Genomic DNA, 24,055 nt, shown 5'->3' on the forward strand with positions numbered 1-24,055 from the left:
GGGCAATCCGTGACCGGTCTGTTCATTACCCTGGAAGGCCCGGAAGGTGCCGGCAAAAGCACCAACCGCGAGTACCTGGCCGAGCGCCTGCGTGAGCAGGGCATCGATGTACTGCTGACGCGCGAGCCGGGCGGCACGCCGCTGGCCGAGCGGATTCGTGAGTTGTTGCTGGCACCCAGTGACGAGCCGATGTCGGCCGACACCGAGCTGCTGCTGGTGTTCGCTGCGCGCGCCCAGCACCTGCAGCAAGTGATTCGTCCAGCGCTGTCCAATGGCAGCGTGGTGCTCTGCGATCGTTTCACCGATGCCACCTACGCCTATCAGGGCGGTGGTCGTGGCCTGTCCACAGCGCGCATCGCGCAACTGGAGCAGTTCGTTCAGGGCGAGTTGCGCCCGGACCTGACGCTGATTTTCGACCTGCCGGTGGAAGTCGGCCTGGCCCGTGCCGCTGCACGTGGTCGCCTGGATCGCTTCGAGCAGGAACAGCGCAGCTTCTTCGAGGCGGTGCGCCAGGCTTACCTTGCCCGCGCCGAGCAGGCGCCGCAGCGTTATCGCGTGATCGATGCTGGGCAGACACTGGCCCAGGTTCAGGCCGACCTCGATGCCTTGCTACCGAGCCTGCTGGAGGCATGCCGTGGCTGATGTCTACCCCTGGCAGGAAAACCTCTGGCAGCAATTGGCGGGGCGCGCTCAGCATGCCCACGCCTATCTGCTGCACGGTCCGGCCGGAATCGGCAAGCGCGCCCTGGCCGAGCGGCTGATGGAGCGCCTGCTGTGCCTCAGTCCGAACGGGCTGGATGCCTGCGGTAGCTGCAAGTCTTGCCATCTGCTGGCGGCGGGCACCCATCCGGACAACTTCGTCCTCGAACCGGAAGAGGCGGACAAGCCGATCAAGGTCGACCAGGTACGTGAGCTGGTCGAGTTCGTGGTGCAGACTGCGCAACTCGGCGGACGCAAGGTGGTGCTGCTGGAGCCGACCGAGGCGATGAACATCAACGCCGCCAACGCGCTGCTGAAAAGCCTGGAAGAACCGTCCGGCAATACCGTGTTGTTGCTCATCAGCCACCAACCCAGCCGTCTGTTGCCGACCGTCAAGAGCCGCTGCGTGCAGCAGGCCTGCCCGCTGCCGAGCGCAGCGATGAGTCTGACCTGGCTGAGCCAGGCGCTGCCGGAGTTGAGCGACGAGGAGCGCGGCGACCTGCTGACCCTGGCCGGCGGTTCACCGCTGGCAGCCGTGCGCTTGCAGGCGCAGGGCGTGCGCGAGCAACGCGCTCAGGCCGTGGAGGGCGTGAAGAAGCTGCTCAAACAGCAGATATCGCCGAGCCAACTGGCGGAAAGCTGGAACGCGCTGCCACTGAACCTGCTGTTCGACTGGTTCTGTGATTGGGCGCAGCTGATGCTGCGTTACCAGCTGACTCAGGACGAGGAGGGGCTGGGCCAGGCCGATATGCGCAAGGTGGTGCAGTATCTGGCGGACAAAACCGCACAGAACAAGGTATTGGCCATTCAGGAGTGGTTGCTCGCTCAGCGGCAGAAGGTGCTCGGCAAAGCCAACCTCAATCGCGTGCTGCTTCTCGAAGCATTGCTGGTGCAATGGGCAGCGCTCCCGACGACTGGGCGCTGAGCCGACGATCACGGGATTCGGCAGGGCGTCACATTCTGCTGGCTGCGTGCTATCGGGTGGTTTGCGTAGCAGCATGAACAGGCCCTAGAATCAATCATTAAGCAATAAACGCTAGGAATGCACTGATGAGCCTGCCACCCAATCTTGGGCCCCGTAACGGAATCCTGTCCCTGACCATCAAGGACAAGTCCGTGCTCTATGCGGCCTATATGCCTTTCATCAAGAATGGCGGTCTCTTCATTCCTACCAACAAGAGCTACAAGCTCGGTGATGAAGTGTTCATGCTGCTCAACCTGATGGACGAGCCGGAGAAGATTCCGGTTGCCGGCAAGGTCGTGTGGATCACCCCGAAAGGCGCCCAGGGCAACCGTGCAGCCGGTGTCGGCGTGCAGTTCAACGACGGTGACAACACCGCGCGCAACAAAATCGAGACCTACCTGGCCGGTGCGCTGAAGTCCGACCGCCCGACTCATACGATGTAACGCTGCCGGCCGCTAATCTTCCTCTTCACAGCTGCGGTTTGCTGCGTAAGCAGACCTTCGCCCCTTTCGATTACAATTCGGGTTTTTCCGTTGCCCGAGTTTCCCGCTGTGCTGATCGACTCCCACTGTCACCTTGATCGTCTCGACCTTGCCGCCCATGATGGCTCGCTGGATGCCGCGCTGGACGCGGCGCGTGCCGTGGGTGTGGGGCATTTTCTGTGCATCGGCGTCAGCGCCGACAACGCCGCCGCCGTGAAGGAGCTTGCCGAGCGCTATACGGATGTCGATTGCTCGGTGGGTGTGCACCCTCTGGATCTGCAACCGGGCGCGGAACCGGCGCTGGACTGGCTGCTGGGCGAGTTGGCGCATCCCAAGGTGGTGGCCATCGGTGAAACCGGACTGGATTATCACTACGAGCCCGAGTCTGCCGAACTGCAACAGGCATCTTTCCGCCTGCATCTCGACGCCGCACGTATCACCGGCAAGCCAGTGATCGTGCACACGCGCGAGGCGCGCGCCGATACCCTGGCGTTGCTGCGTGAAGCGGCCCTGCCGCAGGCCGGTGTGCTGCATTGTTTCACCGAAGATTGGGAAATGGCCAAGGCTGCGCTGGATATCGGCTTTTATATCTCGCTGTCGGGCATCGTCACCTTCCGCAATGCCGAAGCGCTGCGTGAAGTCGCGCGCCAGGTGCCGTCTGACCGTCTTCTGGTGGAAACCGACTCACCTTACCTGGCACCGGTGCCGCATCGGGGTAAACCCAACCTGCCGCAATACGTGCGTGAGGTGGCCGAGTATCTGGCTGTGTTGCGTGGCGTCAGCTACGAAGCCCTGGCCGAGCAGACTTCGGAGAACTTCAAGCGCCTGTTTCCCCTGGCCAGTGTGGTGTAGCCCGGATGCAATCCGGGTACCGCTTGAGATCTATTCCCCGAATTGCATCCGGGCTACGGGACTGAGTTCGCCACTTCCGGGTTTGCATGCCCGGTGCAGGCAAAAAAAACCCGGATTCTGGGGGATGAATCCGGGTCAAGACCATTAGGAGTAAATCAAGGTACGCGGTCCACGGTACCTTGGCCGACGGGGCACTTGGGGGGAGATGCCGCACGTCAGTAATCTTCAGTATTGGCCAAGCTGGCCAAGCGTCCAGAGCAAAACCTGACTTTTTTAAACGGATTTGGAATACCGCTGGCGCTGCTGAGTCCTCAGCCTTTTGCCAGCTGGCTCAATAGCCCCAGCGTCTCCTCGATGACCTGTTCACGAGTGTAAAAATGCGGAGACAAGCGCACGCCGGCTCCGCGTTGTACGCAGATCACCTGTTCTTCGCGCAGACGCTGATACAGCGCCGCATTGTCCCAGCCGGCCAGGCTGAAGTTGAGGATGCCGGCGCGGCGTCGCGCAGCGAGCGGGCTGTGCAGCATGGCCCCCGGTAGCTTGCCAATTGCGTCAGTCAGGCGCTGCACGCGTTCTTCCAGGTACTCGCCGACCTTTTCCATACCGACCTCTTCCAGCAGCGACAGGCTCGCCTCCAGCGCGAATGCGCCAAGCATGTTCGGGCTGCCGCATTCGAAACGCCGGGCACTGCGTGCGGGCTGCCAATCCTGACGGTTGTAGTCACCTGCATGTTCCAGCATGTGCCAGCCGTACTCATGCAATTTCAGTTGTTCGCGCACTGCCGTACGGCAGTAGAAAACCCCCAGCCCCTCCGGGCCGAGCATCCACTTGTGGCCGTCGGCCATGGCGAAGTCACAGCCGTAGGCTTGTACGTCGAAGGGCAGGGCGCCCAGTTGCTGGATGGCATCGATGCAGAACAGCACGCCATGTTTACGGCAACCCTGACCGAGGCGCGGCAGGTCCAGGCGCAAACCGCTGGCAAATTGCACGGCGCTGATCGACAGCAAGCGTGTACGCGGGGTGACGGCCGCGAGCAGGGCTCCCTCTGGATCGTCGCCTTTCAGGCTGACCTCCATGACCTCTACGCCCTGAGAGGCCAGGGCAAGCCAGACGATGCGATTGGAGGGAAACTCTTCATCGCTGATGATCACCTGATCCCCCGGTCGCCAGTCCAGCCCAAAGGCGACGAAGGACAACGCTTCGGAGGTGTTCTTGACCAGGGCGATATCGCCTGTGCTTGGTGCGTTCATCAGGCGCATGAGGCGTTCGCGCAAGCTACGCTCAGCTTTCAACCAGTCGGAATAGCCGCGTGCGCCGTAGGTTACGTTCGCTTCGGAAAACCGTCGAATCGCTTCAGCGCTGCGTTTCGGCCAGGGTGAAACAGCCGCATGGTTGAGATAACGCAGTCCCTGTTCCTGGGGAAACTCATCATGAAACACGTACATGGTCGGAAGATCCGTGCAATTTGGCTACATTTGGGCATAATAGCTCGCTTCGATTTTTGACCCCGTAGTCCCTTTATGCAGAAAGAACCCCGTAAGGTCCGCGAATTCCGTCGCCGCGAACAAGAAATTCTCGACACCGCGCTGAAACTCTTCCTCGAACAAGGTGAAGACAGCGTAACCGTCGAGATGATCGCCGACGCAGTTGGTATCGGCAAAGGCACTATCTACAAGCACTTCAAGTCCAAGGCGGAGATCTACCTGCGCCTGATGCTCGACTACGAGCGTGATCTGAACGAGCTGTTGCACTCGGCCGATGTCGACCGCGACAAGGAAGCGCTGTCGCGCGCCTACTTCGAGTTCCGCATGCGCGATCCGCAGCGCTATCGACTGTTCGACCGCCTGGAGGAAAAGGTGGTCAAGGGCAACCAGGTCCCGGAGATGGTCGAGCAACTGCACAAGATCCGCGCCTCCAACTTCGAGCGTCTGACCCAGCTGATCAAGGGCCGTATCGCCGAAGGCAAGCTGGAAGACGTGCCGCCGTACTTCCACTACTGCGCCGCCTGGGCGTTGGTGCACGGTGCCGTGGCGCTGTATCACTCGCCGTTCTGGAGCAACGTGCTCGAGGATCAGGAGGGCTTCTTCCAGTTCCTCATGGATATCGGCGTGCGCATGGGCAACAAGCGCAAGCGCGACGCCTGATACCTTCATGTCGGCCACGGGAATGTTCCGTGGCCGACATGGCGATATACTCCAGCCTATTGATCCACTGGAGTTCCCCATGATCGTCGACCGCCAAGGCAGACGCTTCCGCAATCTCCGCGTCAGCCTGACCGCCGCCTGCAATTATGCCTGCACCTACTGTGTGCCGAACGGCAAGCGACTGGTCGCTGCGCAAGACGAACTGTCCGCTGACGCCATGGCGCGGGGCGTGGCTTATCTGATCGAAGCAGCCGGTATCGAACGCCTGCGCGTCACCGGTGGCGAGCCGCTGGTCAGCACCCGTCTGGAGCCCTTCCTGCGTCAGGTCAGCCAGCTCGGTCTCGACGACATCAGTCTGACCACCAATGGTCAGTTGCTGCAGCGCAAGCTGCCGCTGCTGGTCGAGTGTGGTATCCGCCGTCTCAATGTTTCCCTCGATACTCTCGATGCCGATGCATTCCGCGGCATTGCCCGTGGCGGTGATCTGGCCACGGTGTTGGCGGGCATGGAGGCGGCGCGTGAGGCCGGTATCAAGATCAAGGTCAACATGGTGCCGCTGCGCGGGCAGAACCTCGATCAGGTTCTGCCGCTGTTGGAGTACTGCCTGGAACGTGGCTTCGAGCTGCGCTTCATCGAACTGATGCGCATGGGCCATCTGGCACGCGACCCCAACGCCTTCAATCAACAGTTCGTGGGGCTGCCCGAATTACTCGAGCTGATCGGCAGCCGCCATCAGTACGTGCAGGCCAGCGCTCCGGTGGACGCCACGGCGATGCGCTACGCCATTCCCGGCGCCGGCCATTTCGGCGTGATCGCCAATGAAAGCGTGCCGTTCTGCAGGACCTGCTCGCGCCTGCGTCTGTCGTCCACCGGTTGGCTGCATGGCTGCCTGTCATCGAGCAACCGCCATTTCGTCGGTGACCTGCTGGACAAGCCGCGTCACCAGGCTCTGCCGGCCTTGCAGCGTCTGCTGGTCAAGGCGCTGGGTGACAAACAGGACCTGGCCTTCTCCGGTGGCGTCACGGTGATGAAGATCATCGGCGGTTGACGCGCCGTCCTAGTCAGCCCATGCCGCCTGGGCCTGCTTGCCTCTGCTCATCAAGATCTCGATGAAGTTGTCGAGCAACTTGTTCTGCTCACCCTTGCGGGTGACCGCCACCAGGGACGTGCTGATTTCGATGCCATCGACCGGCAGGAACACCACGTCATGGCGATTGTTATCGGTCATGGAACGGCTGACCAGCGTACCGCCCAGCCCGGCGCCGACCAGGGCAAAGGCCGTATGTATCTCAATCGCCTCATGGTGGACCGTCGGATTGACGCCTTTTTCTCTCAGGTAGGCATGCAGCTTCTGACCGTAGGGGCTGCGGGCATCCTTGGGATAAAGAATGAATGGCAGGTGCTGGAAGCTGGTGATCGAGAAACTGGATTGCCCGGCCAGCGGGTGGCTGGCAGGCAGTACCGCTACCAGCGGGTCATCGAAGATCAGGCGGTAGTCCATGTCGGGGTGACGTTCATATTCACCAATGAAGCGTGAGATGCCGATGTCGATACGACGTTGATGCAGGCTTTCGACCTGGTACTCCGAGAGCTTTTCAACCAGATCCAGGTGCACATCCGGATGCGCCTCGCGAAAATGCCGGATGACATTGGGCAGCAGCGAGAACAGGGTAGAGCGGATGAAACCGACGCCAAGCCAGCCACCGTTGCCTATCGCAACCCGATTCGACTCTTCCTCCAGACGTTGAGCCTGCAGCAGCAGTTCCTTCGCCCGTGGATAGAAGAATTGCCCGAGCGAGGTCAGCTGCATGGGCCGTTTCGAGCGGTCGAACAGTTCGCCTCCCAGATCCTCTTCCAGCAGCCCCAACTGGGTGCTGATGGCCGTCGGCGCAACGCAGAGCAGTTTGGCTGCGGCGTTGCCGCTACCTGATTCGACCACTTTGCAGAAATATTTGACCTGTCTTAGGTTCATTTTTATTGGATGTTCCTGCGGAAAACGCTGATTGAGTGAAGATAAATACTAGGTAATAGTGGGTTACAGATCAAACAAGGGGTCAACAATATGATCGATAACCTCCGTAATGAAGAGCTGGCCAGGCAGCTCGGTGAGCTTGGCAGCGCCACCATCTATGAGGCGCAGGGTGCGTTCGGTGCTCTGGATTCGGGAATGAAACCTCTGTCGCCCGGCATGAAGGTCGCAGGCCCGGCCTTTACGGTGGATGTGCGTCCCGGAGACAACCTGATGCTGCATTACTCCCTGTTGCATGTGCAGCCGGGAGACGTTCTGGTGGTCGATGCGAAGGCGTTTATCGAAGCGGGCCCTTGGGGCGACATCCTCACTGAGCAGGCGTTGCACAAAGGGGTCGCCGGATTGGTGATCAATGGTTCGGTGCGTGATGTCCAGGCCATCCAGGAGATGGGCTTTGCGGTGTTCTGCCGTGGCGTCAGCATCAAGGGAACCGCCAAGAAGCAGTCAGGCAAGATCAACGTAGCGGTCACCATCGGTGATGTGACGATCCACCCAGGGGATTACATCTTCGGTGACGTGGACGGCCTGGTGGTGGTACCAGCAGCGAACCTGGCCAGTGTGCTGGAGAGTGCGTTGGCGCGTGAGCACGTAGAGGCCAGCTTCCGCGCGAAAATTCGAGAGGGTGTAAGCACCGTCGAACTGCTGGAACTCAATGCTCCCCTGAGCCAGATGGGGCTGGTCTGACCGCGTGATCTCTCCGGCGACGGAGCACGCGGCAAAAACTGAATACCTGCAACTCAATAAAAATAAAATCGGAGTCCGACTCATGAAGACCATAAAAACAACAGTCAACATCCTCAAAGGCATCGTACCCGCAGCATTCATGCTCATGGCGCTGCCAGCTGCTGCTGATTATCCCGAACGTCCTGTGTCGGTCATCATCGCCTACGGTGCCGGTGGTAATACCGATGTGGGTGCACGCATTCTTTTCCCCAAGGTCGAGCAGGCACTGGGCGCTACCCTGAATATCATCAACCGCCCCGGTGGTGGTGGCTGGGTCGGCTGGACGCAGATGCTGAATGCGAAAAGTGATGGTTACACCCTGGGCTACCTCAACACACCCAATCTGACCACGGGTTACCTGGACCCTCACTACAAGCGCAAGGCGACGCTGGATGATTTCGACCTGATCGCCAACCATGTGACCGATTACGGCGTCATCTCCATCAACAAGGATGAAACACGCTTCAGCAATATTCAGGAACTGGTTGAGTTCGCCAAGTCCAACACCCTGACTGCCTCTACAACAGGGGCCAATGGTGATGACCATATCGCCATGCTGAAAATGAACCAGAAGTTCGCGACCCAGTTCGTACCCGTGCATACCACTGGTACCGCGGAGCAGCGTGCCGCTCTTCAGGGCGGTCATGTGGACGTCAGCTTCTCCAATGTGGGTGATACCAACCTGGCGCACAAAGGCGGTGATCTGACGATCATTGCGGTCATGGCACCGGAGCGTTCCAGCTTCATTCCGGACGTTCCCACGCTCGCCGAGTCTGGTTTCCCGGGGGTAGTGTCCTGGTCGGCACGGGGTATCGCCGCGCCCAAAGGTCTGTCGCAAGAGCAACTGACTAGTCTGCGAGAGGCATTCATCGCCGGTTTGAACGACCCCGAGCATTTGGCCAAGATGAAAGAAATGGGTCTGCAGGTCGACATCCGCACAGGGGATGACTATCGCGCCATGCTCCTTGAAGAAGAGAACGGTATCCGCGAACTCAGTGAGCTGTTGGGCTGGTAAGTCCAGGACGGGGTGATGCTGCCTGGCATCACCCCCGGTTCATGCGGGTGCCAGAGGTTTTTGGCGCGACTGGCCAACTCGACAGGTTTCGATTCTCACTATGAAATATCTGCATCTGGACGCAGTCATCGGGCTGTGCATGCTGTTGTTTTGCCTTTTCTTTTACAGCCTGGCGGCAGACATGCCGAGAGATCCGGCACTGTTTCCCAGGTTGATCCTCGTAGCGCTTGGCGCATTTTCCTTGTTCGTGCTGGGCGGTGGGCTGATTAAAAGCCTGCGTGCACGCAATCGTGGCGAAGCGGTTACGCGTTTTTTCGCCGATGGTTTGCGCGGCCCGTTGAGCGTCTATGCCGGGGTGGTCGCGTATGTCGCGCTGATTCCCGTGCTGGGTTTCTTTGCCGCTACGTCACTGGCGACCGCCTTTTTCATGCTGTATTTCGGCTATCGCTCATACGTCAAGGCGCTGATGGTGCTGCTGTCCATCAATGCGTTCATCTACCTGCTGTTTGTCTGGCAACTGAAGATCTTCTTGCCGACCGGCCTGCTGGTTTGAAGGGGGAGACACGATGGATATTGATACTTCCTTGCTGATGGCCGTGCTGGCCAAGCTGGCGTCGGTAGAGGTCCTGCTGATGCTGTTGCTCGGCGTTGTCGGCGGCATTTTTCTCGGCGCGCTGCCGGGTTTGAGCGCGACTATGGGCATTGCCCTGCTGATTCCGCTGACGTTCGGCATGGACCCGGTTGCTGCCATGGTCTTGCTCGGTGCGATCTATTGCGCCGCGGTTTATGGCGGGTCCATAACGGCAATTCTGATTCACACACCAGGCACGCCTTCTTCGGCGGCAACGGCGCTGGACGGATACCAGATGACCTTGCGCGGCGAAGGCCTCAAGGCGCTGGGGACTTCCACCGTCTGCTCGGTCATCGGTGGGTTGGTCAGCGTTGTGGCGTTGCTGCTGTTGGCCCCACCTCTGGCGCAGATTTCGCTGAAATTCAGCGCGCCGGAATATTTCCTGATGGCGATTTTCGGCCTGACCATCATTGGCAGTCTGTCTTCCGGTGCCATGGCCAAAGGTCTGGCTTCCGGTCTGCTGGGGCTTTTGATCAGCCTGGTCGGCGTGGACATCATGACCGCGTTCCCGCGCTTTACCTTCGATCTGCCGGATCTGGAAAATGGCATTTCCCTGATTCCTGCCATGATCGGCCTGTTTTCCATCTCTCAGGTGATGGTTCAGGCCGAGAAGATTCACACGGCAAAGCAATCTTCCACTGTGGCTGCGCTGCAGGGCCGGCTCTTTCCCAGCTGGGCAGAGTGGCGTGGCATGTGGCGCACCATTCCACGTTCTTCGGCTATTGGCGTTCTGGTTGGCATTCTGCCGGGAGCAGGCGGGGATGTCGCTTCCTGGGTGGCGTACAACGAAGCCCGGCGTAACTCGAAGCGCCAGGACAACTTCGGTAAAGGCGAGGTCGAGGGACTGGCGGCCGCTGAGACGGCCAACAACGCCGTGACAGGCGGCGCGATGATTCCGCTGCTGACGCTGGGTATCCCGGGCAGTGCTGCCACGGCGGTAATGCTTGGCGGGCTATACATTCATGGCCTGCAGCCTGGCCATGAGCTGTTCACCGTGAATGCGCACGTCGTCTATGCGGTGATCGTCGGCCTGTTTCTCGCCAACTTGCTGATGGGCATCGTCGGACTTTCTCTGGCTCGTCAGGTGGTCAAGGTTTCGATGATTCCGTTTGCTATCCTGGCCCCCATCATCGTGGTGCTCTCGGTCGTTGGTGCCTACACCATCAACAACAGCATGTTCGACGTCTATGTGATGGCGGCCTTCGGCCTGTTGGGCTACCTGATGCGCAAAACAGGTTTTTCGACGGCTGCGGTCGTGCTGGCAATGATCCTCGGCTCGATGGCCGAACTGGGTTTCCGGCAATCGCTGGTAATGTCCAAAGGCAATTTGCTGACTTATTACCTCGATCGACCGTTCTCCATCCTGTTGCTGGCCCTGATCGTGCTGTCGTTGTTGTCACCTGTGCTGGTTGCCTGGCGCAAGCGGCGCTCTGCCGACAAAGGGGCGCAGGTCAGCAACTGATCGCAATCTGCAGGAGCGTTTGTTCCTGCAGATGCGGTTTCACCAGACTGGGGTAGCGGCAGCCGGCTGAGCGACATCCTCCACGCAGGGGTGTCGTGCTCTCGTAAAAAACGTCTGAAAATTTCGTCAAGGCGAGCGGCGGCAATACTGGCGTGGAATCTGCATTTCTCCTCTATCCGCCGGTTTTCCGTCGCCGGCATGAGGAGGAATGATTGATGCGTAACCTGTTTCTACTGGTGGCGCTGTTGGGCCTGGCCGGCTGCATGAAGGTGAGCGATCTGGCCGATGGCGCCGAATACCATTTGCGCGACGCCGGGTTTCTCGACCATGGGCGTACCGAGCGCATGGCGTCGCGGCGTCTGCAGCAGGACTCTTTCATCTACATCGCCCAGGGCCATTTTGTGCCACCGGGGCACGGTTATCCGCGGCCTAACGTCGTGGCGGAGGAAGCCTTCAAGGGCTTCGTCGAATATTTCCCGCTGGTACGTCGCGCCCGTGAGCCGGCTGGCCTGGAGCAGGCCGTGGCCGAAGCACGCTCTGTTGGCGCGCATTACCTGCTGTACGCACGCTTCGCCTACAGTGACGACCGCATCGGCAACGAGGATGAATGGGCGGATCAGGAGGCGCTGGATCGTCTCGGCACCGACCGCGCATCGATCCAGCTGATGCTGATCGAAACCAATACTCGCTATCTGGTCGATACTGCACGTATCCGTAGCCGCGGCGGTTTCCTGACGTTCTACGATGCCCAACCACAGGATCTCATCGGCCCGCCGCTGCATGACTATGCGCGCAGCCTGATCGGCCTGGGGCGCTGAGAGCAGAGCTGGCTGTCAGGGGCAAAGCCTTCTTCGCGCCTTTAGCAGTAGCTGTCGCGGTCAAGCTTCCTTGCGCGGTGTATCCTCTTCGGCTCACGGAAAAGCAAGAGGAGAGAGCATGAGCGATCCAGGCAAGGCGGGTGACCTGCTGACGCAGATCCCCAAGGGCGAAGGCAAGGGCCTGCCTCCCGTGCATCTGTGGAACCCCGATTTCTGTGGCGATATCGACATGCGTATCGCCCGCGACGGCACCTGGTATTACCTGGGTACGCCCATCGGCCGCAAACCCATGGTGCGGTTGTTCTCCACCATCATTCGCCGCGATGGCGACGACTATTTCCTGATCACGCCGGTCGAGAAGGTTGGCATCCAGGTCGACGATGCGCCCTTCGTCGCTGTGACTCTGCAGGTCGAAGGGGAAGGCGAGACGCAGCGGTTGCGTTTCACTACCAATGTCGAAGATGAAGTGACTGCATGCGCCGAGCATCCGATTCGCGTGGAGATCGATCCTGCGACACTCGAACCCTCGCCCTACATCCTGGTGCGGCGTAACCTCGAGGCACTGATTCACCGCAACGTGTTCTATCAAATGGTGGAACTGGCGGTAGAGCGTGAGGTCGACGGAGAACTCTGGCTGGGCGTGTGGAGCGACGGGCAGTTCTACCCCATCGGGCAATCCCAGGTCTGAGGCCAGTCGATTCGGTGCGCGTGGCGCACCCTACGGGTTGAAGGGAGATGCAGATGGATGAGCCACGAATCGAAACCCAGCGCCTGCTGTTGCGCTCGCCACAACCTGACGATGCGCCCGAGGTGCAGCGCCTGGCCGGCGACTTCCGTATCGCCGATGTCACCAGCAGTATTCCTCACCCTTATCCGCCCGAGCTGGCGCAGCAGTGGATCGAGCGTTGCGCGCAGGAGTGGGCCAGCGGAGCCGCAGCCAACTTCATCATCACCGAGGCCGACAGCGGCAAGCTGGTCGGCTGCATGGCATTGAAAGACATCAGTCGCGGCGAGGCCGAAGTGGGCTACTGGATCGGTGTGCCGTACTGGAGCCGTGGCTATGCCAGCGAAGCCTGCAACGCACTGGTGGAGTTCGCTTTTCGTCATTTGCGTCTGCGGCGTCTGCATGCCAGCCATCTGACGCGCAATCCGCAATCCGGCCGAGTGCTGTTCAAGGCCGGTTTCCGCCATCTGGGGCTGGGGCACTGTGCATGTGGCAGCCAGGGCAAGGTGGAACCTGTCGAGTTGTATGAGCGGGTGTCCGGCGAGTGACCCGTGCCCTGTTCATCTGCAGTCGCAATCGCTTGCGCAGCCCGACGGCCGAGCGGGTATTCGCCGATTTTCCCGGAGTAGAAACCGATTCCGCCGGGCTGGCCCCTGATGCCGAGGTGCGCCTTTCGGCCGAGCAACTCGACTGGGCAACGGTGGTCTTTGTCATGGAGAAGAACCACCGCAGCAGGCTGATGCGCCAGTACCGTCAGGTGCTGGCCGGCAAACGCGTGATTTGTCTGGATATTCCCGACGATTACGGCTACATGCAGCCGGAGCTGATCAGCCTGTTGCAGCGCAAGGTGCCCGCGCTGCTACGTTGATCCGCGTGGGCTCAACGCACCCGGTCCCGGCTTTGCACTGCCAGATCCAAGGCCTTCTGCATGTCCAGTCGCGCCGAGCGGCCGACATCCTTGTCACTCAATTGATAGTTACGCTCCGAGGGCAGGATGGGCGCTGTCAGGTCTTCGGCATCCATGGGCTCGAAGTCGTAGTCACCGCCAATGGTCATGGCGCTGCGGCGTAGCAACATGCGCACCTGCTCCGGTTGCAGGCGTGGGTTGATCGAGAGCATGGCCGCGACCACGCCAGTAACCAGCGGCGTGGCATAAGAGGTGCCGCAGTGCACCTCGCCGGTCGCATCGACCTCGCGGGTGGAAGCGCGAGCACAGGCGGCAGCGGTGATGTCGACGCGCATATCGACGTTCGACGAGTTGCGTTTCACCACATACGCCGGGTCGTCGACATCGGCCTTGTCGTCCTTGCTGCGCTGGTGCCCGCCGACCACCAGCAGTTGCTCGGTAATGAACGAGGAGGGCAGGCGGTATTCGTCCCTGCCAGAGTAGGACGAGCCATTGCCCGCGGAGTTGATCACCAGTACGTCCGGATGTTCTTCGCGCAGCCAGAGAAAGAACTCCTCCAGCAATTCCTCATAGCCGCTCATGGCGATGCCCGAGCGTACCAGCGAGTCGATCTCGTCACCTTCGACATTGCGGGTACCGACACGGTGGATGCCCCAGCTCCAGTTGAGCACGCGCACACCGTCTTCCACGAGATTGACCGAGGCCGCGATGTTGGCGGTGATGCCGGCATCCGAGTTGCGTTCGACGATGACCTCGAAGCCGTTACTGGCCTTGTCCAGGCCACGCAGAAAGCCGGTATTGCCACCCTTGTCCCAGTGCGCGGCCAGTATGCCGGCCACGGTACTGCCGTGGTTGTCTGGCTTGCCGGCGTCGCGGGCGTAGAGACAGGTGCGTCGTGCGCCCTCAGGGCAGGCGCCCTGATAATCGGCGAAGTCAGGCGCGTCGAAGTCGACGTTGCGTTCGATCACGCCGATCCGCACCGACTTGGTGTCGATGGGCGTTTCGCCGGCAGGGATGCGCCGCAGGTAATAGTTCACCGCGTCCATGAAGCGATTGGCCGCCCACTCCTCGGAATTCTTGTCCGGCTGCGACTTCAGCTCGGCCTTCGGTTCTGCCTCTTCGCCGCGCTCTGCTGCGCTTTCCTCGATCACCACGGCATCGACGCTGGTTTCACTGCCCATGCGCAGTACCAGCGCATCACGCTCGGTGAGGTTCTTCACCGGCAGGCGCAGCTGGTAAACGTTCAGCGGGGGAATGGCGCCGACCACCTCGGCATCGTATTTCCGGGCCAGGCGTCTGGCTTCATCGAGGCCATCGTGGCTTTCCTCGATCAGCAGACTGACCAGGTCGACGTAAGTCGTCAGGCCATCCATGTTCTTTGCCACCTCATCGGGCCGGGCGGCCAGCACGTGGCTGCCCTGTAGCGAGAGCCAGACCGGGTTGCTGCTGCGCGAGTCGTCTTCCAGCCACAGCGGCGCGCTGTGGTGCTGGTCGTGGCTTAATTGCAGACGCAGGTTATCGCCACTGCGTTTCACCTCCGAGGCGGGAAGCGTGCTGTCGCCCAGTTGCACCTTGGGTATCTGCTTGCCGAGGCCGCGTACCTGCAGGCACCAGTCTTGGCGCTCGCTGGTGAGCAGATCGCCGCAGCGTTGCAAGCTCTCGATACGCAGGGGTTCCTGTGCATCGGCGAACGGGCTGAGCGCTGCGATGGCCAGCGCGGGAAGAATGGTGCGGCTGCGGAGCATGGGGCAGGGCCTCCGTGGCGGTTGTCCTGCTTTTCCGACTGTCTTGGCCGCGCTTCGTTCAGGCGTCGGGGCATTGAGTCGCCTCGCCTGAGCCGAGCTAAGTCCAGTGTTAAGTGTTATGGTATTACGTTTCTTGAGCGCTCATCCGAAGTCTTCCATGCCCTCCCATCGCCTACTCTCGATAGACGCCCTGCGTGGCCTGGTCATCCTGTTCATGCTGCTCGATCACGTCCGCGAAACCTTCTACCTGCACCAGCAGGTGAGTGACCCGATGGATGTGGCAAGCACCGATCCAATGCTGTTCTTCAGCCGCACGCTGGCGCATTTGTGTGCGCCAGTATTCATCCTGCTTACCGGGCTTTCGGCGTTCCTTTACGGTGAAAAGCAATCAAGCCGGGCGGCGGCCAGTGCCTTTCTGTTCAAGCGCGGACTGTTCCTCGTGGTGCTGGAGTTCACCCTGGTCAATTTCGCCTGGACCTTCCAGTTTCCGCCCACGGTGATCTACCTGCAGGTGATCTGGGCCATCGGCCTGAGCATGTTGGCGCTGTCGCTGCTGTTGTGGCTGCCGCGCGGCTGGCTGGCGGCCCTGGGGCTGTTGCTGGTGGCCGGACACAACCTGCTCGACGGGCTGCATTTTGCACCGCAGTCGTTGCTGCACGTGCCCTGGGCGGTGCTGCATGATCGTGGCTGGATCGAGCTCTCCGAGTCGTTGCGTCTGCGCACCTCGTACCCGTTGCTGCCGTGGATCGGCGTGATCGCTCTCGGTTACGTAATAGGTCCCTGGTTTTGCAGCACCTGCGCACCTGAGCAGCGTCGCCAGTACCTGCGCAACGCTGGCTTCAGCGCACTGGCGCTGTTCGTCGCGCTGCGCCTGATCAACGGTTACGGCGAGCAGCCCTGGGCATTCGAAGAAAGTGGTTTGCTGACGCTGATGAGCCTGCTCAACATCACCAAGTACCCGCCATCACTGCTGTTCCTGGCCCTGACGTTGGGTGTCGGTTTGCTGTTGTTGGCCGCGTTGGAGCGGCGCAATGACGGACGTCTGGTCGCTACGCTCGCCGTCTTCGGCTGCGCGCCGATGTTCTTCTACCTGCTGCACCTGTACGTGCTGAAGTTGCTCTACCTGGCGGCGCTGGCGCTATGGGGCAGCAATCAGGGCACTTACTTCGGCTTCGATTCGGTCATCTGGGTCTGGGCCATGAGCGGGCTGCTGGGCGTGGCGCTGTACCTGCCAACGCGCTGGTTCGGCCGGCTCAAGGCGCGTCGACGTGATATTGCCTGGCTCAAGTACCTGTAACGGCAAAAGGCCGTCGCCAGTGCAGCGGTCAATGGTGGACAGGTAAAGCATTGTCCACCCTACGAGTCGGATTGGTGTGGTAGGCGCCTGCTTGCGGGCGATAGCGGGTGGCAATCGCCGCAAGCGGGCGCCTACAAGATGGCTGCGGTCTTACAGCTTGACGTTGAGCGACAGGTAAGCCGAGCGGCCCGGGGCCGGGGAGAACATGGCCTGGTCGTCGCCACCCCAGAAGAAGTTGTCGAACCAGACGTACTCGTACTCGCGGTCGGTAAGGTTCTTCAGTTGCAGGTCGAGGCTGGTGCTGTCGTTGAGCTGGTAGTTGACGCTGGCGTCGAGCACGGCGAAGCCGCCGTACTTGCCCTGGGCGTTGCGCTCGTCGATGTAGTAGTCACCCTGGGCGCGGGCCTGCAGGCCGATGCGCCAGTCCTGGTCGAGTTGGTAGTCGGCGCCGAGGTTGCTGATGGTGCGCGGGGTGGAGAACACCTCCTTGCCGGCCAGTGACTCGCCGCCGGAGAAGGCGCTGATCACCTTGGCTTCCTGATAGGAATGCGAGGCCCAGAGGCTCAGCCGGTCCGTCACTTGCGCATTGAGCTGCAGATCGACGCCGCGGCGGCGGGTTTCGCCGAGACCGACGTTGGTGCCGGTGGCCGGCATGTTGGCCACTTCGTCGGTGGCGTCTTGTTGCCACACGGCGATGCGCGCCTCGCTGCCGGCGAACGGTTTGAACTTGACGCCCACTTCCTTGCCGGTGTTGATCGACGGGCTGAAGTGCGTCTGCCCGACGGTGACATAGGCCGGATTGGTGGAGCCGGTGAGGATCTGGAAGGTGCGCCCCCAGTTGGCGTACAGGTTGATGTCGTCGGTCAGGCTGTAGACCACGCTGAGTTTGGGCTGACGAATCCAGCCGTAGTCCTGCAGCTTGGCCTTCACTCCGCCGAGCATCTCGGTGTTGCCGGAGAACTGGTCGACCCGGTAGGCGGGGATGATCTTCAACTTGTCGGTAGCCTGGATGATCGCCTGCACGTAGGCGCCGGTGTTGTACAGGGTGTAGCTGTCGTCGTTCTGCACCCGCGCTGGCATGTCATGGAAGTTGGTCGGCAGGCTGTAGGCGAAGCGGTGGCGCGTGTACTGGTTGTTCTGCTGTTCGTAGTTGACGCCGCCGTCGAGGGTCAGGCGTTCGTGGGCGCGCCAGGTCAGGTTGCTCAGCACGCCGGTCTGGCGTTCCTCCCACAGGCGGCGCTGGCGCGGCGCGTTGCCGGGCTGATAATCGGTGAAGGTGATGCGGCGGTCATCGTCGTAGCTGTTGTAGTACAGCTTGTTGCTCAGGCTGAGGTCGTCGCTGAGCTGGAGGTCGGCGTGCAGGCCGAGGTGCTTCATGTCGCGGTCGCTGTTGTCATGGGCGTTCTTCGCCGGCGATTGGCTGCGGCTGGCATGCAGTTGGCTAGCGGTGAGGAAGCCCGGCTCGTCGGCCTGATGGTGGTAGAGGCGGGCGACCAGACCGACCTTGGCCGTCTGCGCGTCGTTGCTGAGGAACCACTTGCCGCCCAGCGAGTATTTGTTGGAGCGGCTGTGATCGCGCTCGCCCTCGCTGTCCTGCTTGGCGAGGATGTAGTTCTGGGCGAAGTTGCCTTCTTCACGGCCGATGGCCAGTTGCAGCTCACGGGTATCGAAGCTGCCGTAGGTGATGCGGCCGTCGCTGTAGTTGCCGCCCTGGCGGGTGGCGAAGTTGATGTTGCCGCCGATGTTGTGCAGGCCGTAGCGCGGATCGTTGGTGCCGCGCACCACCTCGATGTAGTCCAGCTCCAGCGGGAAGATCATGTCGATGAAGCGCTGGTTGCCGCTGTTGACGTTGCTCGGGATGCCGTCGATCAGGGTCTTGATGCCGTTGATGTAGCCCTCGCCGTTGAAGGCGCGGAAGGTCACCTTGCCGGACTCGGCGCCCATGCGCGTCTCGGTCATCTGGATGCCCGGCATCTGCCCGAGCAGCTCCCAGCTGTTGCTGACGTTCTGATTCTCGATGCGATCACTGCCCAATACGTCCACCGAGGTGAGGATGCTTTCGGTGCTCAGCGTGTTGCTGGAATCCGGGTAGGCGTAGACGGCGCCCAGTGACACGCTGGAGTTGCTGGGCTGGGCGGCGAACAGGTCGGTCGTGACCAGCGCCGAGAGCACGGCGAGGGAGGCCGAGGTGGTTTTCATGGGGGGATCCTAGTGTTGCGTTTGCTGGATTGAAGTCGTGTTTTTTGTGGCGGATCCAGGGCAGATTCCGCGCTGAGGTTTGCTGCGATAAAGATGTTATATCATAACTATATTGTTTGATTCGACTAAAGCAGCCATTCGATGCTTGCTCGGTGGAATGCCGTGCTAGACAGCTTTCACCGCTGCCCGAGCCTTGCAGCCCAGCAACTGCGCCATGAACGATTAGACGTCTGCGCACTAATGGCGTATCACTATCAGTGTCTTGTACGGTCCATGCGAAGCAGAAGTCCTATGCAGCCTCTGGGTTCGATCAACACACCTGCCAGTTCCATTGATCAGCAGTTCGACGGAATCGTCCGTCTGCTCTGCGCTCACTTCAGCATTCTTGCCAGCATGCTGGTTGCGGGAGAGGGGCGCGCACGGCGTATCTGGGCCAGCCCTGGCCTAAGTGAGTTACAGCGATCCCAGATCGTGGATATCCAGGAGGAGGGAGTATCCGTTGCAGCTCCGCCTCTGCGCATTCTTGCCGCCCATTCGCTGCTTTCCTGCCAGGGCAGCAGGATCGGCACACTCTATTTGCTCGATGACACGCCCCGTGAACTCGATGCCAGCGAGCAGCAGGCGTTGCGGGATTTCGCGGCCCTGGCGCTGCACCAGCTGGAGCGGGAAGCCGAGCTTGCAACCCTGCGCAATAGCGAGCGCCGCATGGCGCTGGCCACTGCCGGCAGTGGTACCGGTATCTGGGATCGCGACATCATTACCGGGGAAATTCACTACTCCAGCAGTTGGAAGGCGCTGCTGGGTTATGCCGATCATGAAATCGGCAACCGCATCGAAGAAAGCTACACACGTGTGCATCCGTCCGAGCTCGACTACGTTCGCGCGACCATTCAGGCGCACCTCGAGCAGCGCACCGAAGCCTACGAAGTGGAACACAGGCTGCTCTGCCGGGATGGTCAGTACAAATGGGTATGCAGTCGCGGCAAGGTGGTCGAGCGCGGTAGCGAGGGCCAGGCGCTGAGAATGATCGGTACCACGACCGATATCACCGCCATGCGCCGGCTGTCCGAGCAGGTGCAGCAAACCGTGGAGCTGATGACGGACCTCACCAATGAAATCCCCGGCATGGTCTTTCAGTTCCTGCGGCCGCTGCGTGGTGAGCCGAGGTTCACCTACGTCAGCGCCGGCGCGCACGCCATCTGCGGCCTCACGGCGGCTCAGTTGATGGCTGATACCCAGGCGCTTACGGCGATCATCCATGCGGATGATCGGGACGCTTTCGTGCAGACCTTCATGCACAGTGCCGAGCAGTTGGCGCCTTGGCGCCACGAGTTTCGCGTGCAGGTGCCGGGGCGCGCCATCGCCTGGTGCCAAGCTGAAGCCTGTCCGCGGCGGCAGAGTGACGGCAGTGTGATCTGGCATGGCTTCATGACCGACGTCACCGAGCGCAAGAAGATCGAGGCCGAGCTGCAGGCCTTCGCCACCACCGACTTTCTCACGCAGCTCGCCAATCGCCGGCATTTCATGCGTCAGCTGGAAGCCGAGCTGGCGCGGTTGCAGCGCTGCGCGGGGCAGAGCGCGGCGATCCTGATGTTCGATCTGGACTACTTCAAGGCCATCAACGACCGCTGGGGGCACAATGTCGGTGACCAGGCCTTGCGCCACTTCGCGGCCATACTCGGCTCACAGCTGCGCAAGACCGACACCGCTGGCCGTCTGGGCGGTGAAGAATTCGCCGTGGTGCTCAGCGAGGCTGACCTGGAAAAAGCCATGCATTTCGCCACGCGCATCCAGAGCGAGCTGGCCAGAACGCCGGTGCTACACGCCGGTGAACAGATATTTCTCGCCGTCAGCGTCGGCATCTCATCTCTCACGGCCAACGACACCAGCGTCGAAGCCGCGTTGTCGCGCAGTGATATCGCGCTGTACTGCGCGAAACGCGGTGGGCGCAACCGGATCGAGTATCACTGAGCGCTGGCCGACTCACGCAGCCTTTAACGCCTGGCTGATCGCCTCATTGAATGCCGTGATATCGCCAGGATTGCGTGAGGTGATCAGCGTCCAGTCCTGGCCTGGGCAAACCTTCACCTCGGCATCCACCCAGTCGGCGCCCGCGTTGCTCAGATCCAGGCGCACGCTGGAGTACGAGGTCATCACCTTGCCTGGTACCACGCCGGCATCGATCAGCAGCCAGGGCCCGTGGCAGATCGCCGCGACTGTTTTGCCGGCGTCACGGAACTCCTGAACCAGACGCTGGGCATCCTCGTCCTGGCGCAGGTTGTCCGCATTGACCGTGCCGCCAGGAATCACCAGCAGGTCGTACTCCTCAGCGCTCTGCCCCTTGATCTGCGTGTCAGACTGCACGGTAACGTCTTTCTCGCTGTCCTTGAGCCAGGTTTCGGCCTCGCCGCCTTTGACGCTCGCATGGGTAACGCTCGCACCCTGATCCTTCAGGGCCTGCATCGGCTTGAGCAACTCGTCGCGCTCGATGCCACTGTTGGCGGTGATGAACAGCACCTTCTTGCCTTGCAGATTCGAACTCATGATCAATACCTCCGCTGGTGCGCCCGACGGCGCAGTAAATGGTCGCGTTGGTGAACGCGGCATGTATCAGGATTGAGGGATATGAGGTGCAGAAGTTCGAACAGATTGCCTCAGGGCTCGACTCAAGCAGATGTGCGATGGCATGGGCCAAAGCCATTGCCTTGAACCTCAGGCACTGTGTCGACTACCGTGTGGCGTCTACTCGAAACCAATACAGGGAATCTTCATATGGACGTGCAATGCAGCTCTCTCGACGAGGTACGTCGGCACATCGATCAGATCGACCGCGCCATGGTCGACCTGATCGCTCAACGCGGCGGTTTCGTCGCGCAGGCGGCACGTTTCAAGAAGGATGATGCAGACGTCCGCGCACCGGCACGCGTCGAGCAGGTCATCGACAAGGTGCGTGAACTCGCCGATCAGCGCGGTGCCTCGGCCGAGGTCGTGGAGCAGGTCTATCGCGCGATGATCGCTGCATTCATCCGCGAAGAATTGCGAACCCACGCGGCGCTCAATACGAGTTCAGACAGCGCCGACTGATGGGCGCTGTCGATCTGAAGAGGTATTAGCGTTGGCTCAGCGTGGCGACGGATACGCCTGACGCCACGAAAGTCATTCCGGCGCCCAGGTTCAAGCCTTTCACCAACCTGGGGCGCTGTTGCAGGTAAGCCGACAGCCTATAGGCGAACACGCCCATCAGAGCAAAACCCACAGCCGTCAGCACAGCGAACCAGAGGCCATAGACCAGCATTTGCGTCGTGACCGAACCCAACTGCGGATCGACGAACTGCGGGATGAACGCCAGCACGAAAAAGCCCGGCTTGGGGTTGAGAGCAGCAGAGAGGAAGCCGGTAGCGAAGATGCTCGGCAGCGATTGTCGGCTGACGCTACGAAAACTGATCAGGTTGCGGCTGCGCAGTACCTTGATGCCCAGCCAGAGCAGGTACCCGGCACCGATGCACTTGATCAGCCAGAACGCCAGCTCCGAGGTTTGCATCAGCAGGGTCAGCCCCAGTGATGCAGCCAGAACATGGAAAAGAATGCCGGTGCCCGAGGCCATGCCGGAAACGATGGCCGCCAAACGTCCCTGACCGAGACCACGAGCGATCGCCAGCAGATTGTCCGGGCCGGGAGCCAGCACCAGCAGAATGCAGGCGCCGGTATAAGCGAGCCAGGTATCGATGGGGAACATGCAAACCTCCTTGTAGAAAACGAGCGACGACTCCGCGCCCCGGTAGCATAGACACTAGCCTGTGGCTGTTCTGCCTGGCAAATCGAAGTCCATCACTCACATAGGTGACGCCGGCTGCCTGTCGGCGAATGCCGGTGCTGCGCTACAGGCCGTAAAGACTCTTCGAACTCGACACCGTGCTCGGCCTCTACTGATCGACACGACAGTGAATAGGGGAGACGCGCATGACGACCAAACACGCGGCAATCCATCGCATGGTGATGAAGGATCATATCTGTCCATTCGGCCTGAAGGCCCTGCACCTGCTTCGACATGAAGGTTACGAGGTCGAGGATCATTGGCTGCGTGATCGTGAGCAAACCGACGCGTTTAAAGAGGCGCATCAGGTCGACAGTACGCCACAGATTTTCATCGACGGACAACGCATCGGCGGCTATGACGAGTTGCGCCAGCATCTGGGTAAGGGCGGGCACTCATCGTTGTCCGTCTATCAGCCGGTACTGGTGGTATTTGCCATGGCCGGGGCGATGGCCCTGGCGCTCAGTTGGATGGCTTTCGGCTCCTTGCTGCAGGGACGCGTTCTGCAGTGGTTCGTGGCCATCAGCATGTGTCTGCTGGCAATGCTCAAGCTCAGGGATCTGGAAAGCTTCAGCAATACCTTTCTTGGCTATGATCTGCTCGCGCGTCGCTACGTCCCTTACGCCTATTTCTATCCGTTCGCGGAGGCGTTGGCCGGTGTGCTCATGGTCGCGGGCGCATTGATCTGGTTGGCGGCGCCACTGGCCATTTTCATCGGCGCCATCGGCTCTGTTTCGGTTTTCTATGCGGTTTACATCCAGAAGCGGGAGCTTAAGTGCGCGTGTGTGGGCGGTGACAGCAGCGTTCCGCTCGGCCCTGTCTCACTGGGCGAAAACCTGCTGATGCTGTTGATGGGGGCCTGGATGCTCTATGGCCACAGTGCCTGACCTTGCCCCGTCAGCCAGGCCTGCAACAGCGCTTATCCTGTTGGGCATGGGCATCGCGGTGCTGGCCCTTGCAGGCATGGCGCCACAGGACAGGGTCAGTTGGGTGCTGGAAAGTGCACTACCCATCCTGTTGCTGCTCGGGCTGAGCATCGCCTGGCCCTGGCTACGTTTTTCGCCTGGCGCCTATCTGGCGATCCTGGCGCTATTGGTAGTCCACGAACTGGGCGCGCATTACACCTATGCAAAGGTGCCTTATGACCAGTGGCTGCGCAGCCTGAGCGGCCAATCACTGGATGATGCGATGGGCTGGAGGCGCAATCAGTACGACCGTCTGGTGCACTTCAGTTACGGCCTGCTGATCGCTGTACCGCTGCGTGAGCTGCTGCTGCGTCTGACCCCGATGCGTGGCGGCTGGCTGATTCTGCTGACCCTGAGCCTGGTGATGTCCACTTCGGCGTCGTATGAACTGATCGAGTGGATCGGGGGAGAGTATCTGGGCAAGGACCAGGCCAGAGCATTCCTGGCCACTCAGCAGGACCCCTGGGACGCCCAGAAGGACATGGCACTTGCCCTGGGCGGTGCAATCCTGTGCTGCATGATCAGCCTGGCTCGTAAGCGCCTGGGTTCGTCGAGCGCCAATTGAATCGCCTTGGCTGCAGGGCG

General features: G+C 60.9%; 25 protein-coding genes. 19 read left to right on the plus strand and 6 right to left on the minus strand.

Annotation, left to right across the window (positions count from 1 at the left end):
- Positions 1 to 9: 9 nt before the first annotated feature.
- From tmk to ACJRW5_RS09835, 4 genes are all read left to right on the plus strand, one after another.
- The gene (gene tmk / locus ACJRW5_RS09820) at positions 10 to 642 is read left to right on the plus strand and encodes a dTMP kinase (protein ID WP_484570336.1); all 633 of its coding nucleotides are present in this window, start codon (positions 10 to 12) and stop codon (positions 640 to 642) included.
- Positions 635 to 1,624, plus strand: a complete 990-nt coding sequence (locus tag ACJRW5_RS09825; protein WP_484570337.1) for a DNA polymerase III subunit delta' — start codon at positions 635 to 637, stop codon at positions 1,622 to 1,624. Before tmk ends, ACJRW5_RS09825 begins: the two co-directional genes overlap by 8 nt.
- A gap of 125 nt (positions 1,625 to 1,749) precedes the next feature.
- A complete protein-coding gene (locus ACJRW5_RS09830; protein WP_003245164.1) occupies positions 1,750 to 2,106 on the plus strand; it encodes a PilZ domain-containing protein in 357 nt (118 codons plus the stop codon).
- Positions 2,107 to 2,214: 108 nt separating this feature from the next.
- Positions 2,215 to 2,997: a TatD family hydrolase gene (locus tag ACJRW5_RS09835; RefSeq protein ID WP_484570338.1), complete on the plus strand. Its 783-nt coding sequence runs from the start codon at positions 2,215 to 2,217 to the stop codon at positions 2,995 to 2,997.
- Between the two features lie 311 nt (positions 2,998 to 3,308).
- Here the strand turns inward: ACJRW5_RS09835 and ACJRW5_RS09840 are convergent, their stop codons facing one another.
- On the minus strand, positions 3,309 to 4,442 hold the full coding sequence (locus tag ACJRW5_RS09840) for an aminotransferase class V-fold PLP-dependent enzyme (RefSeq protein ID WP_484570339.1): 1,134 nt from the start codon (positions 4,440 to 4,442) through the stop codon (positions 3,309 to 3,311).
- A gap of 75 nt (positions 4,443 to 4,517) precedes the next feature.
- Between ACJRW5_RS09840 and ACJRW5_RS09845 the strand changes: the two genes are divergently transcribed.
- Entirely contained in the window at positions 4,518 to 5,141 is a 624-nt protein-coding gene (locus tag ACJRW5_RS09845; protein WP_003461933.1) for a TetR/AcrR family transcriptional regulator, read from the plus strand.
- A 79-nt stretch (positions 5,142 to 5,220) separates the two neighbouring features.
- Entirely contained in the window at positions 5,221 to 6,189 is a 969-nt protein-coding gene (locus ACJRW5_RS09850) for a GTP 3',8-cyclase MoaA (RefSeq protein ID WP_484570340.1), read from the plus strand.
- 9 nt (positions 6,190 to 6,198) lie between these two features.
- On the opposite strand, the gene ACJRW5_RS09855 is transcribed toward ACJRW5_RS09850, so the two are convergent.
- Entirely contained in the window at positions 6,199 to 7,113 is a 915-nt protein-coding gene (locus ACJRW5_RS09855; protein ID WP_484570341.1) for a LysR family transcriptional regulator, read from the minus strand.
- Positions 7,114 to 7,203: 90 nt separating this feature from the next.
- Between ACJRW5_RS09855 and ACJRW5_RS09860 the strand changes: the two genes are divergently transcribed.
- From ACJRW5_RS09860 to ACJRW5_RS09895, 8 genes are all read left to right on the plus strand, one after another.
- The gene (locus ACJRW5_RS09860) at positions 7,204 to 7,854 is read left to right on the plus strand and encodes a 4-carboxy-4-hydroxy-2-oxoadipate aldolase/oxaloacetate decarboxylase (RefSeq protein ID WP_484570342.1); all 651 of its coding nucleotides are present in this window, start codon (positions 7,204 to 7,206) and stop codon (positions 7,852 to 7,854) included.
- Positions 7,855 to 7,936: 82 nt separating this feature from the next.
- Entirely contained in the window at positions 7,937 to 8,908 is a 972-nt protein-coding gene (locus ACJRW5_RS09865; RefSeq protein ID WP_484570343.1) for a tripartite tricarboxylate transporter substrate binding protein, read from the plus strand.
- A 100-nt stretch (positions 8,909 to 9,008) separates the two neighbouring features.
- Positions 9,009 to 9,461, plus strand: coding sequence for a tripartite tricarboxylate transporter TctB family protein (locus tag ACJRW5_RS09870; RefSeq protein WP_484570344.1), 453 nt, complete (start codon positions 9,009 to 9,011; stop codon positions 9,459 to 9,461).
- 37 nt (positions 9,462 to 9,498) lie between these two features.
- Entirely contained in the window at positions 9,499 to 11,001 is a 1,503-nt protein-coding gene (locus ACJRW5_RS09875) for a tripartite tricarboxylate transporter permease (protein WP_484570581.1), read from the plus strand.
- Between the two features lie 215 nt (positions 11,002 to 11,216).
- Complete coding sequence (locus tag ACJRW5_RS09880) at positions 11,217 to 11,819, plus strand: DUF4823 domain-containing protein (protein WP_484570345.1); 603 nt, start codon at positions 11,217 to 11,219, stop codon at positions 11,817 to 11,819.
- Between the two features lie 118 nt (positions 11,820 to 11,937).
- Positions 11,938 to 12,507: a DUF1285 domain-containing protein gene (locus ACJRW5_RS09885; RefSeq protein ID WP_484570346.1), complete on the plus strand. Its 570-nt coding sequence runs from the start codon at positions 11,938 to 11,940 to the stop codon at positions 12,505 to 12,507.
- A gap of 53 nt (positions 12,508 to 12,560) precedes the next feature.
- A complete protein-coding gene (locus ACJRW5_RS09890) occupies positions 12,561 to 13,091 on the plus strand; it encodes a GNAT family N-acetyltransferase (RefSeq protein WP_484570347.1) in 531 nt (176 codons plus the stop codon).
- Entirely contained in the window at positions 13,088 to 13,411 is a 324-nt protein-coding gene (locus ACJRW5_RS09895) for a low molecular weight protein tyrosine phosphatase family protein (RefSeq protein ID WP_484570348.1), read from the plus strand. Before ACJRW5_RS09890 ends, ACJRW5_RS09895 begins: the two co-directional genes overlap by 4 nt.
- Positions 13,412 to 13,422: 11 nt before the next feature.
- On the opposite strand, the gene ACJRW5_RS09900 is transcribed toward ACJRW5_RS09895, so the two are convergent.
- Positions 13,423 to 15,195, minus strand: a complete 1,773-nt coding sequence (locus ACJRW5_RS09900) for a S8/S53 family peptidase (RefSeq protein WP_484570349.1) — start codon at positions 15,193 to 15,195, stop codon at positions 13,423 to 13,425.
- A gap of 157 nt (positions 15,196 to 15,352) precedes the next feature.
- Between ACJRW5_RS09900 and ACJRW5_RS09905 the strand changes: the two genes are divergently transcribed.
- On the plus strand, positions 15,353 to 16,492 hold the full coding sequence (locus tag ACJRW5_RS09905) for an acetyltransferase domain-containing protein (protein ID WP_484570350.1): 1,140 nt from the start codon (positions 15,353 to 15,355) through the stop codon (positions 16,490 to 16,492).
- Between the two features lie 150 nt (positions 16,493 to 16,642).
- Here ACJRW5_RS09905 and ACJRW5_RS09910 read toward each other — a convergent pair whose 3' ends face one another.
- On the minus strand, positions 16,643 to 18,691 hold the full coding sequence (locus tag ACJRW5_RS09910) for a TonB-dependent receptor (protein WP_484570351.1): 2,049 nt from the start codon (positions 18,689 to 18,691) through the stop codon (positions 16,643 to 16,645).
- Positions 18,692 to 18,982: 291 nt separating this feature from the next.
- Here ACJRW5_RS09910 and ACJRW5_RS09915 point away from each other — a divergent pair, with 291 nt between their 5' ends.
- Positions 18,983 to 20,662 (plus strand): sensor domain-containing diguanylate cyclase, encoded by a 1,680-nt coding sequence (locus tag ACJRW5_RS09915; RefSeq protein WP_484570352.1) that lies wholly within the window; start codon positions 18,983 to 18,985, stop codon positions 20,660 to 20,662.
- Between the two features lie 12 nt (positions 20,663 to 20,674).
- Here the strand turns inward: ACJRW5_RS09915 and ACJRW5_RS09920 are convergent, their stop codons facing one another.
- Complete coding sequence (locus ACJRW5_RS09920) at positions 20,675 to 21,235, minus strand: type 1 glutamine amidotransferase domain-containing protein (protein WP_484570353.1); 561 nt, start codon at positions 21,233 to 21,235, stop codon at positions 20,675 to 20,677.
- 228 nt (positions 21,236 to 21,463) lie between these two features.
- Here ACJRW5_RS09920 and ACJRW5_RS09925 point away from each other — a divergent pair, with 228 nt between their 5' ends.
- Complete coding sequence (locus ACJRW5_RS09925) at positions 21,464 to 21,775, plus strand: chorismate mutase (RefSeq protein WP_484570354.1); 312 nt, start codon at positions 21,464 to 21,466, stop codon at positions 21,773 to 21,775.
- A 25-nt stretch (positions 21,776 to 21,800) separates the two neighbouring features.
- Here ACJRW5_RS09925 and ACJRW5_RS09930 read toward each other — a convergent pair whose 3' ends face one another.
- Positions 21,801 to 22,427: a LysE family translocator gene (locus ACJRW5_RS09930; protein WP_484570355.1), complete on the minus strand. Its 627-nt coding sequence runs from the start codon at positions 22,425 to 22,427 to the stop codon at positions 21,801 to 21,803.
- Positions 22,428 to 22,651: 224 nt separating this feature from the next.
- Here ACJRW5_RS09930 and ACJRW5_RS09935 point away from each other — a divergent pair, with 224 nt between their 5' ends.
- Together ACJRW5_RS09935 and ACJRW5_RS09940 are read left to right on the plus strand one after the other, a co-directional pair.
- On the plus strand, positions 22,652 to 23,392 hold the full coding sequence (locus ACJRW5_RS09935) for a MauE/DoxX family redox-associated membrane protein (RefSeq protein ID WP_484570356.1): 741 nt from the start codon (positions 22,652 to 22,654) through the stop codon (positions 23,390 to 23,392).
- Complete coding sequence (locus tag ACJRW5_RS09940; protein ID WP_484570357.1) at positions 23,376 to 24,035, plus strand: DUF2238 domain-containing protein; 660 nt, start codon at positions 23,376 to 23,378, stop codon at positions 24,033 to 24,035. The genes ACJRW5_RS09935 and ACJRW5_RS09940 overlap by 17 nt, the downstream gene beginning before the upstream one ends.
- Positions 24,036 to 24,055 lie beyond the last annotated feature (20 nt).

This window comes from Pseudomonas pichavaramensis, from assembly GCF_050473265.1.
GTDB lineage: Bacteria > Pseudomonadota > Gammaproteobacteria > Pseudomonadales > Pseudomonadaceae > Aquipseudomonas.

Excerpts from the sequence above, each read along its gene's own strand:
- ACJRW5_RS09940 (WP_484570357.1), top strand. The coding sequence starts at position 23,376 with ATGGCCACAGTGCCTGACCTTGCCCCGTCAGCCAGGCCTGCAACAGCG.
- ACJRW5_RS09915 (WP_484570352.1), top strand. The coding sequence starts at position 18,983 with ATGCAGCCTCTGGGTTCGATCAACACACCTGCCAGTTCCATTGATCAG.
- ACJRW5_RS09875 (WP_484570581.1), top strand. The coding sequence starts at position 9,499 with ATGGCCGTGCTGGCCAAGCTGGCGTCGGTAGAGGTCCTGCTGATGCTG.
- ACJRW5_RS09845 (WP_003461933.1), top strand. The coding sequence starts at position 4,518 with ATGCAGAAAGAACCCCGTAAGGTCCGCGAATTCCGTCGCCGCGAACAA.
- ACJRW5_RS09925 (WP_484570354.1), top strand. The coding sequence starts at position 21,464 with ATGGACGTGCAATGCAGCTCTCTCGACGAGGTACGTCGGCACATCGAT.
- ACJRW5_RS09905 (WP_484570350.1), top strand. The coding sequence starts at position 15,353 with ATGCCCTCCCATCGCCTACTCTCGATAGACGCCCTGCGTGGCCTGGTC.
- ACJRW5_RS09920 (WP_484570353.1), bottom strand. The coding sequence starts at position 21,235 with ATGAGTTCGAATCTGCAAGGCAAGAAGGTGCTGTTCATCACCGCCAAC.
- ACJRW5_RS09890 (WP_484570347.1), top strand. The coding sequence starts at position 12,561 with ATGGATGAGCCACGAATCGAAACCCAGCGCCTGCTGTTGCGCTCGCCA.
- ACJRW5_RS09885 (WP_484570346.1), top strand. The coding sequence starts at position 11,938 with ATGAGCGATCCAGGCAAGGCGGGTGACCTGCTGACGCAGATCCCCAAG.
- ACJRW5_RS09830 (WP_003245164.1), top strand. The coding sequence starts at position 1,750 with ATGAGCCTGCCACCCAATCTTGGGCCCCGTAACGGAATCCTGTCCCTG.
- ACJRW5_RS09870 (WP_484570344.1), top strand. The coding sequence starts at position 9,009 with ATGAAATATCTGCATCTGGACGCAGTCATCGGGCTGTGCATGCTGTTG.
- ACJRW5_RS09840 (WP_484570339.1), bottom strand. The coding sequence starts at position 4,442 with ATGTACGTGTTTCATGATGAGTTTCCCCAGGAACAGGGACTGCGTTAT.
- ACJRW5_RS09900 (WP_484570349.1), bottom strand. The coding sequence starts at position 15,195 with ATGCTCCGCAGCCGCACCATTCTTCCCGCGCTGGCCATCGCAGCGCTC.
- ACJRW5_RS09865 (WP_484570343.1), top strand. The coding sequence starts at position 7,937 with ATGAAGACCATAAAAACAACAGTCAACATCCTCAAAGGCATCGTACCC.
- ACJRW5_RS09855 (WP_484570341.1), bottom strand. The coding sequence starts at position 7,113 with ATGAACCTAAGACAGGTCAAATATTTCTGCAAAGTGGTCGAATCAGGT.
- ACJRW5_RS09880 (WP_484570345.1), top strand. The coding sequence starts at position 11,217 with ATGCGTAACCTGTTTCTACTGGTGGCGCTGTTGGGCCTGGCCGGCTGC.
- ACJRW5_RS09850 (WP_484570340.1), top strand. The coding sequence starts at position 5,221 with ATGATCGTCGACCGCCAAGGCAGACGCTTCCGCAATCTCCGCGTCAGC.
- ACJRW5_RS09935 (WP_484570356.1), top strand. The coding sequence starts at position 22,652 with ATGACGACCAAACACGCGGCAATCCATCGCATGGTGATGAAGGATCAT.
- ACJRW5_RS09860 (WP_484570342.1), top strand. The coding sequence starts at position 7,204 with ATGATCGATAACCTCCGTAATGAAGAGCTGGCCAGGCAGCTCGGTGAG.
- ACJRW5_RS09910 (WP_484570351.1), bottom strand. The coding sequence starts at position 18,691 with ATGAAAACCACCTCGGCCTCCCTCGCCGTGCTCTCGGCGCTGGTCACG.
- ACJRW5_RS09930 (WP_484570355.1), bottom strand. The coding sequence starts at position 22,427 with ATGTTCCCCATCGATACCTGGCTCGCTTATACCGGCGCCTGCATTCTG.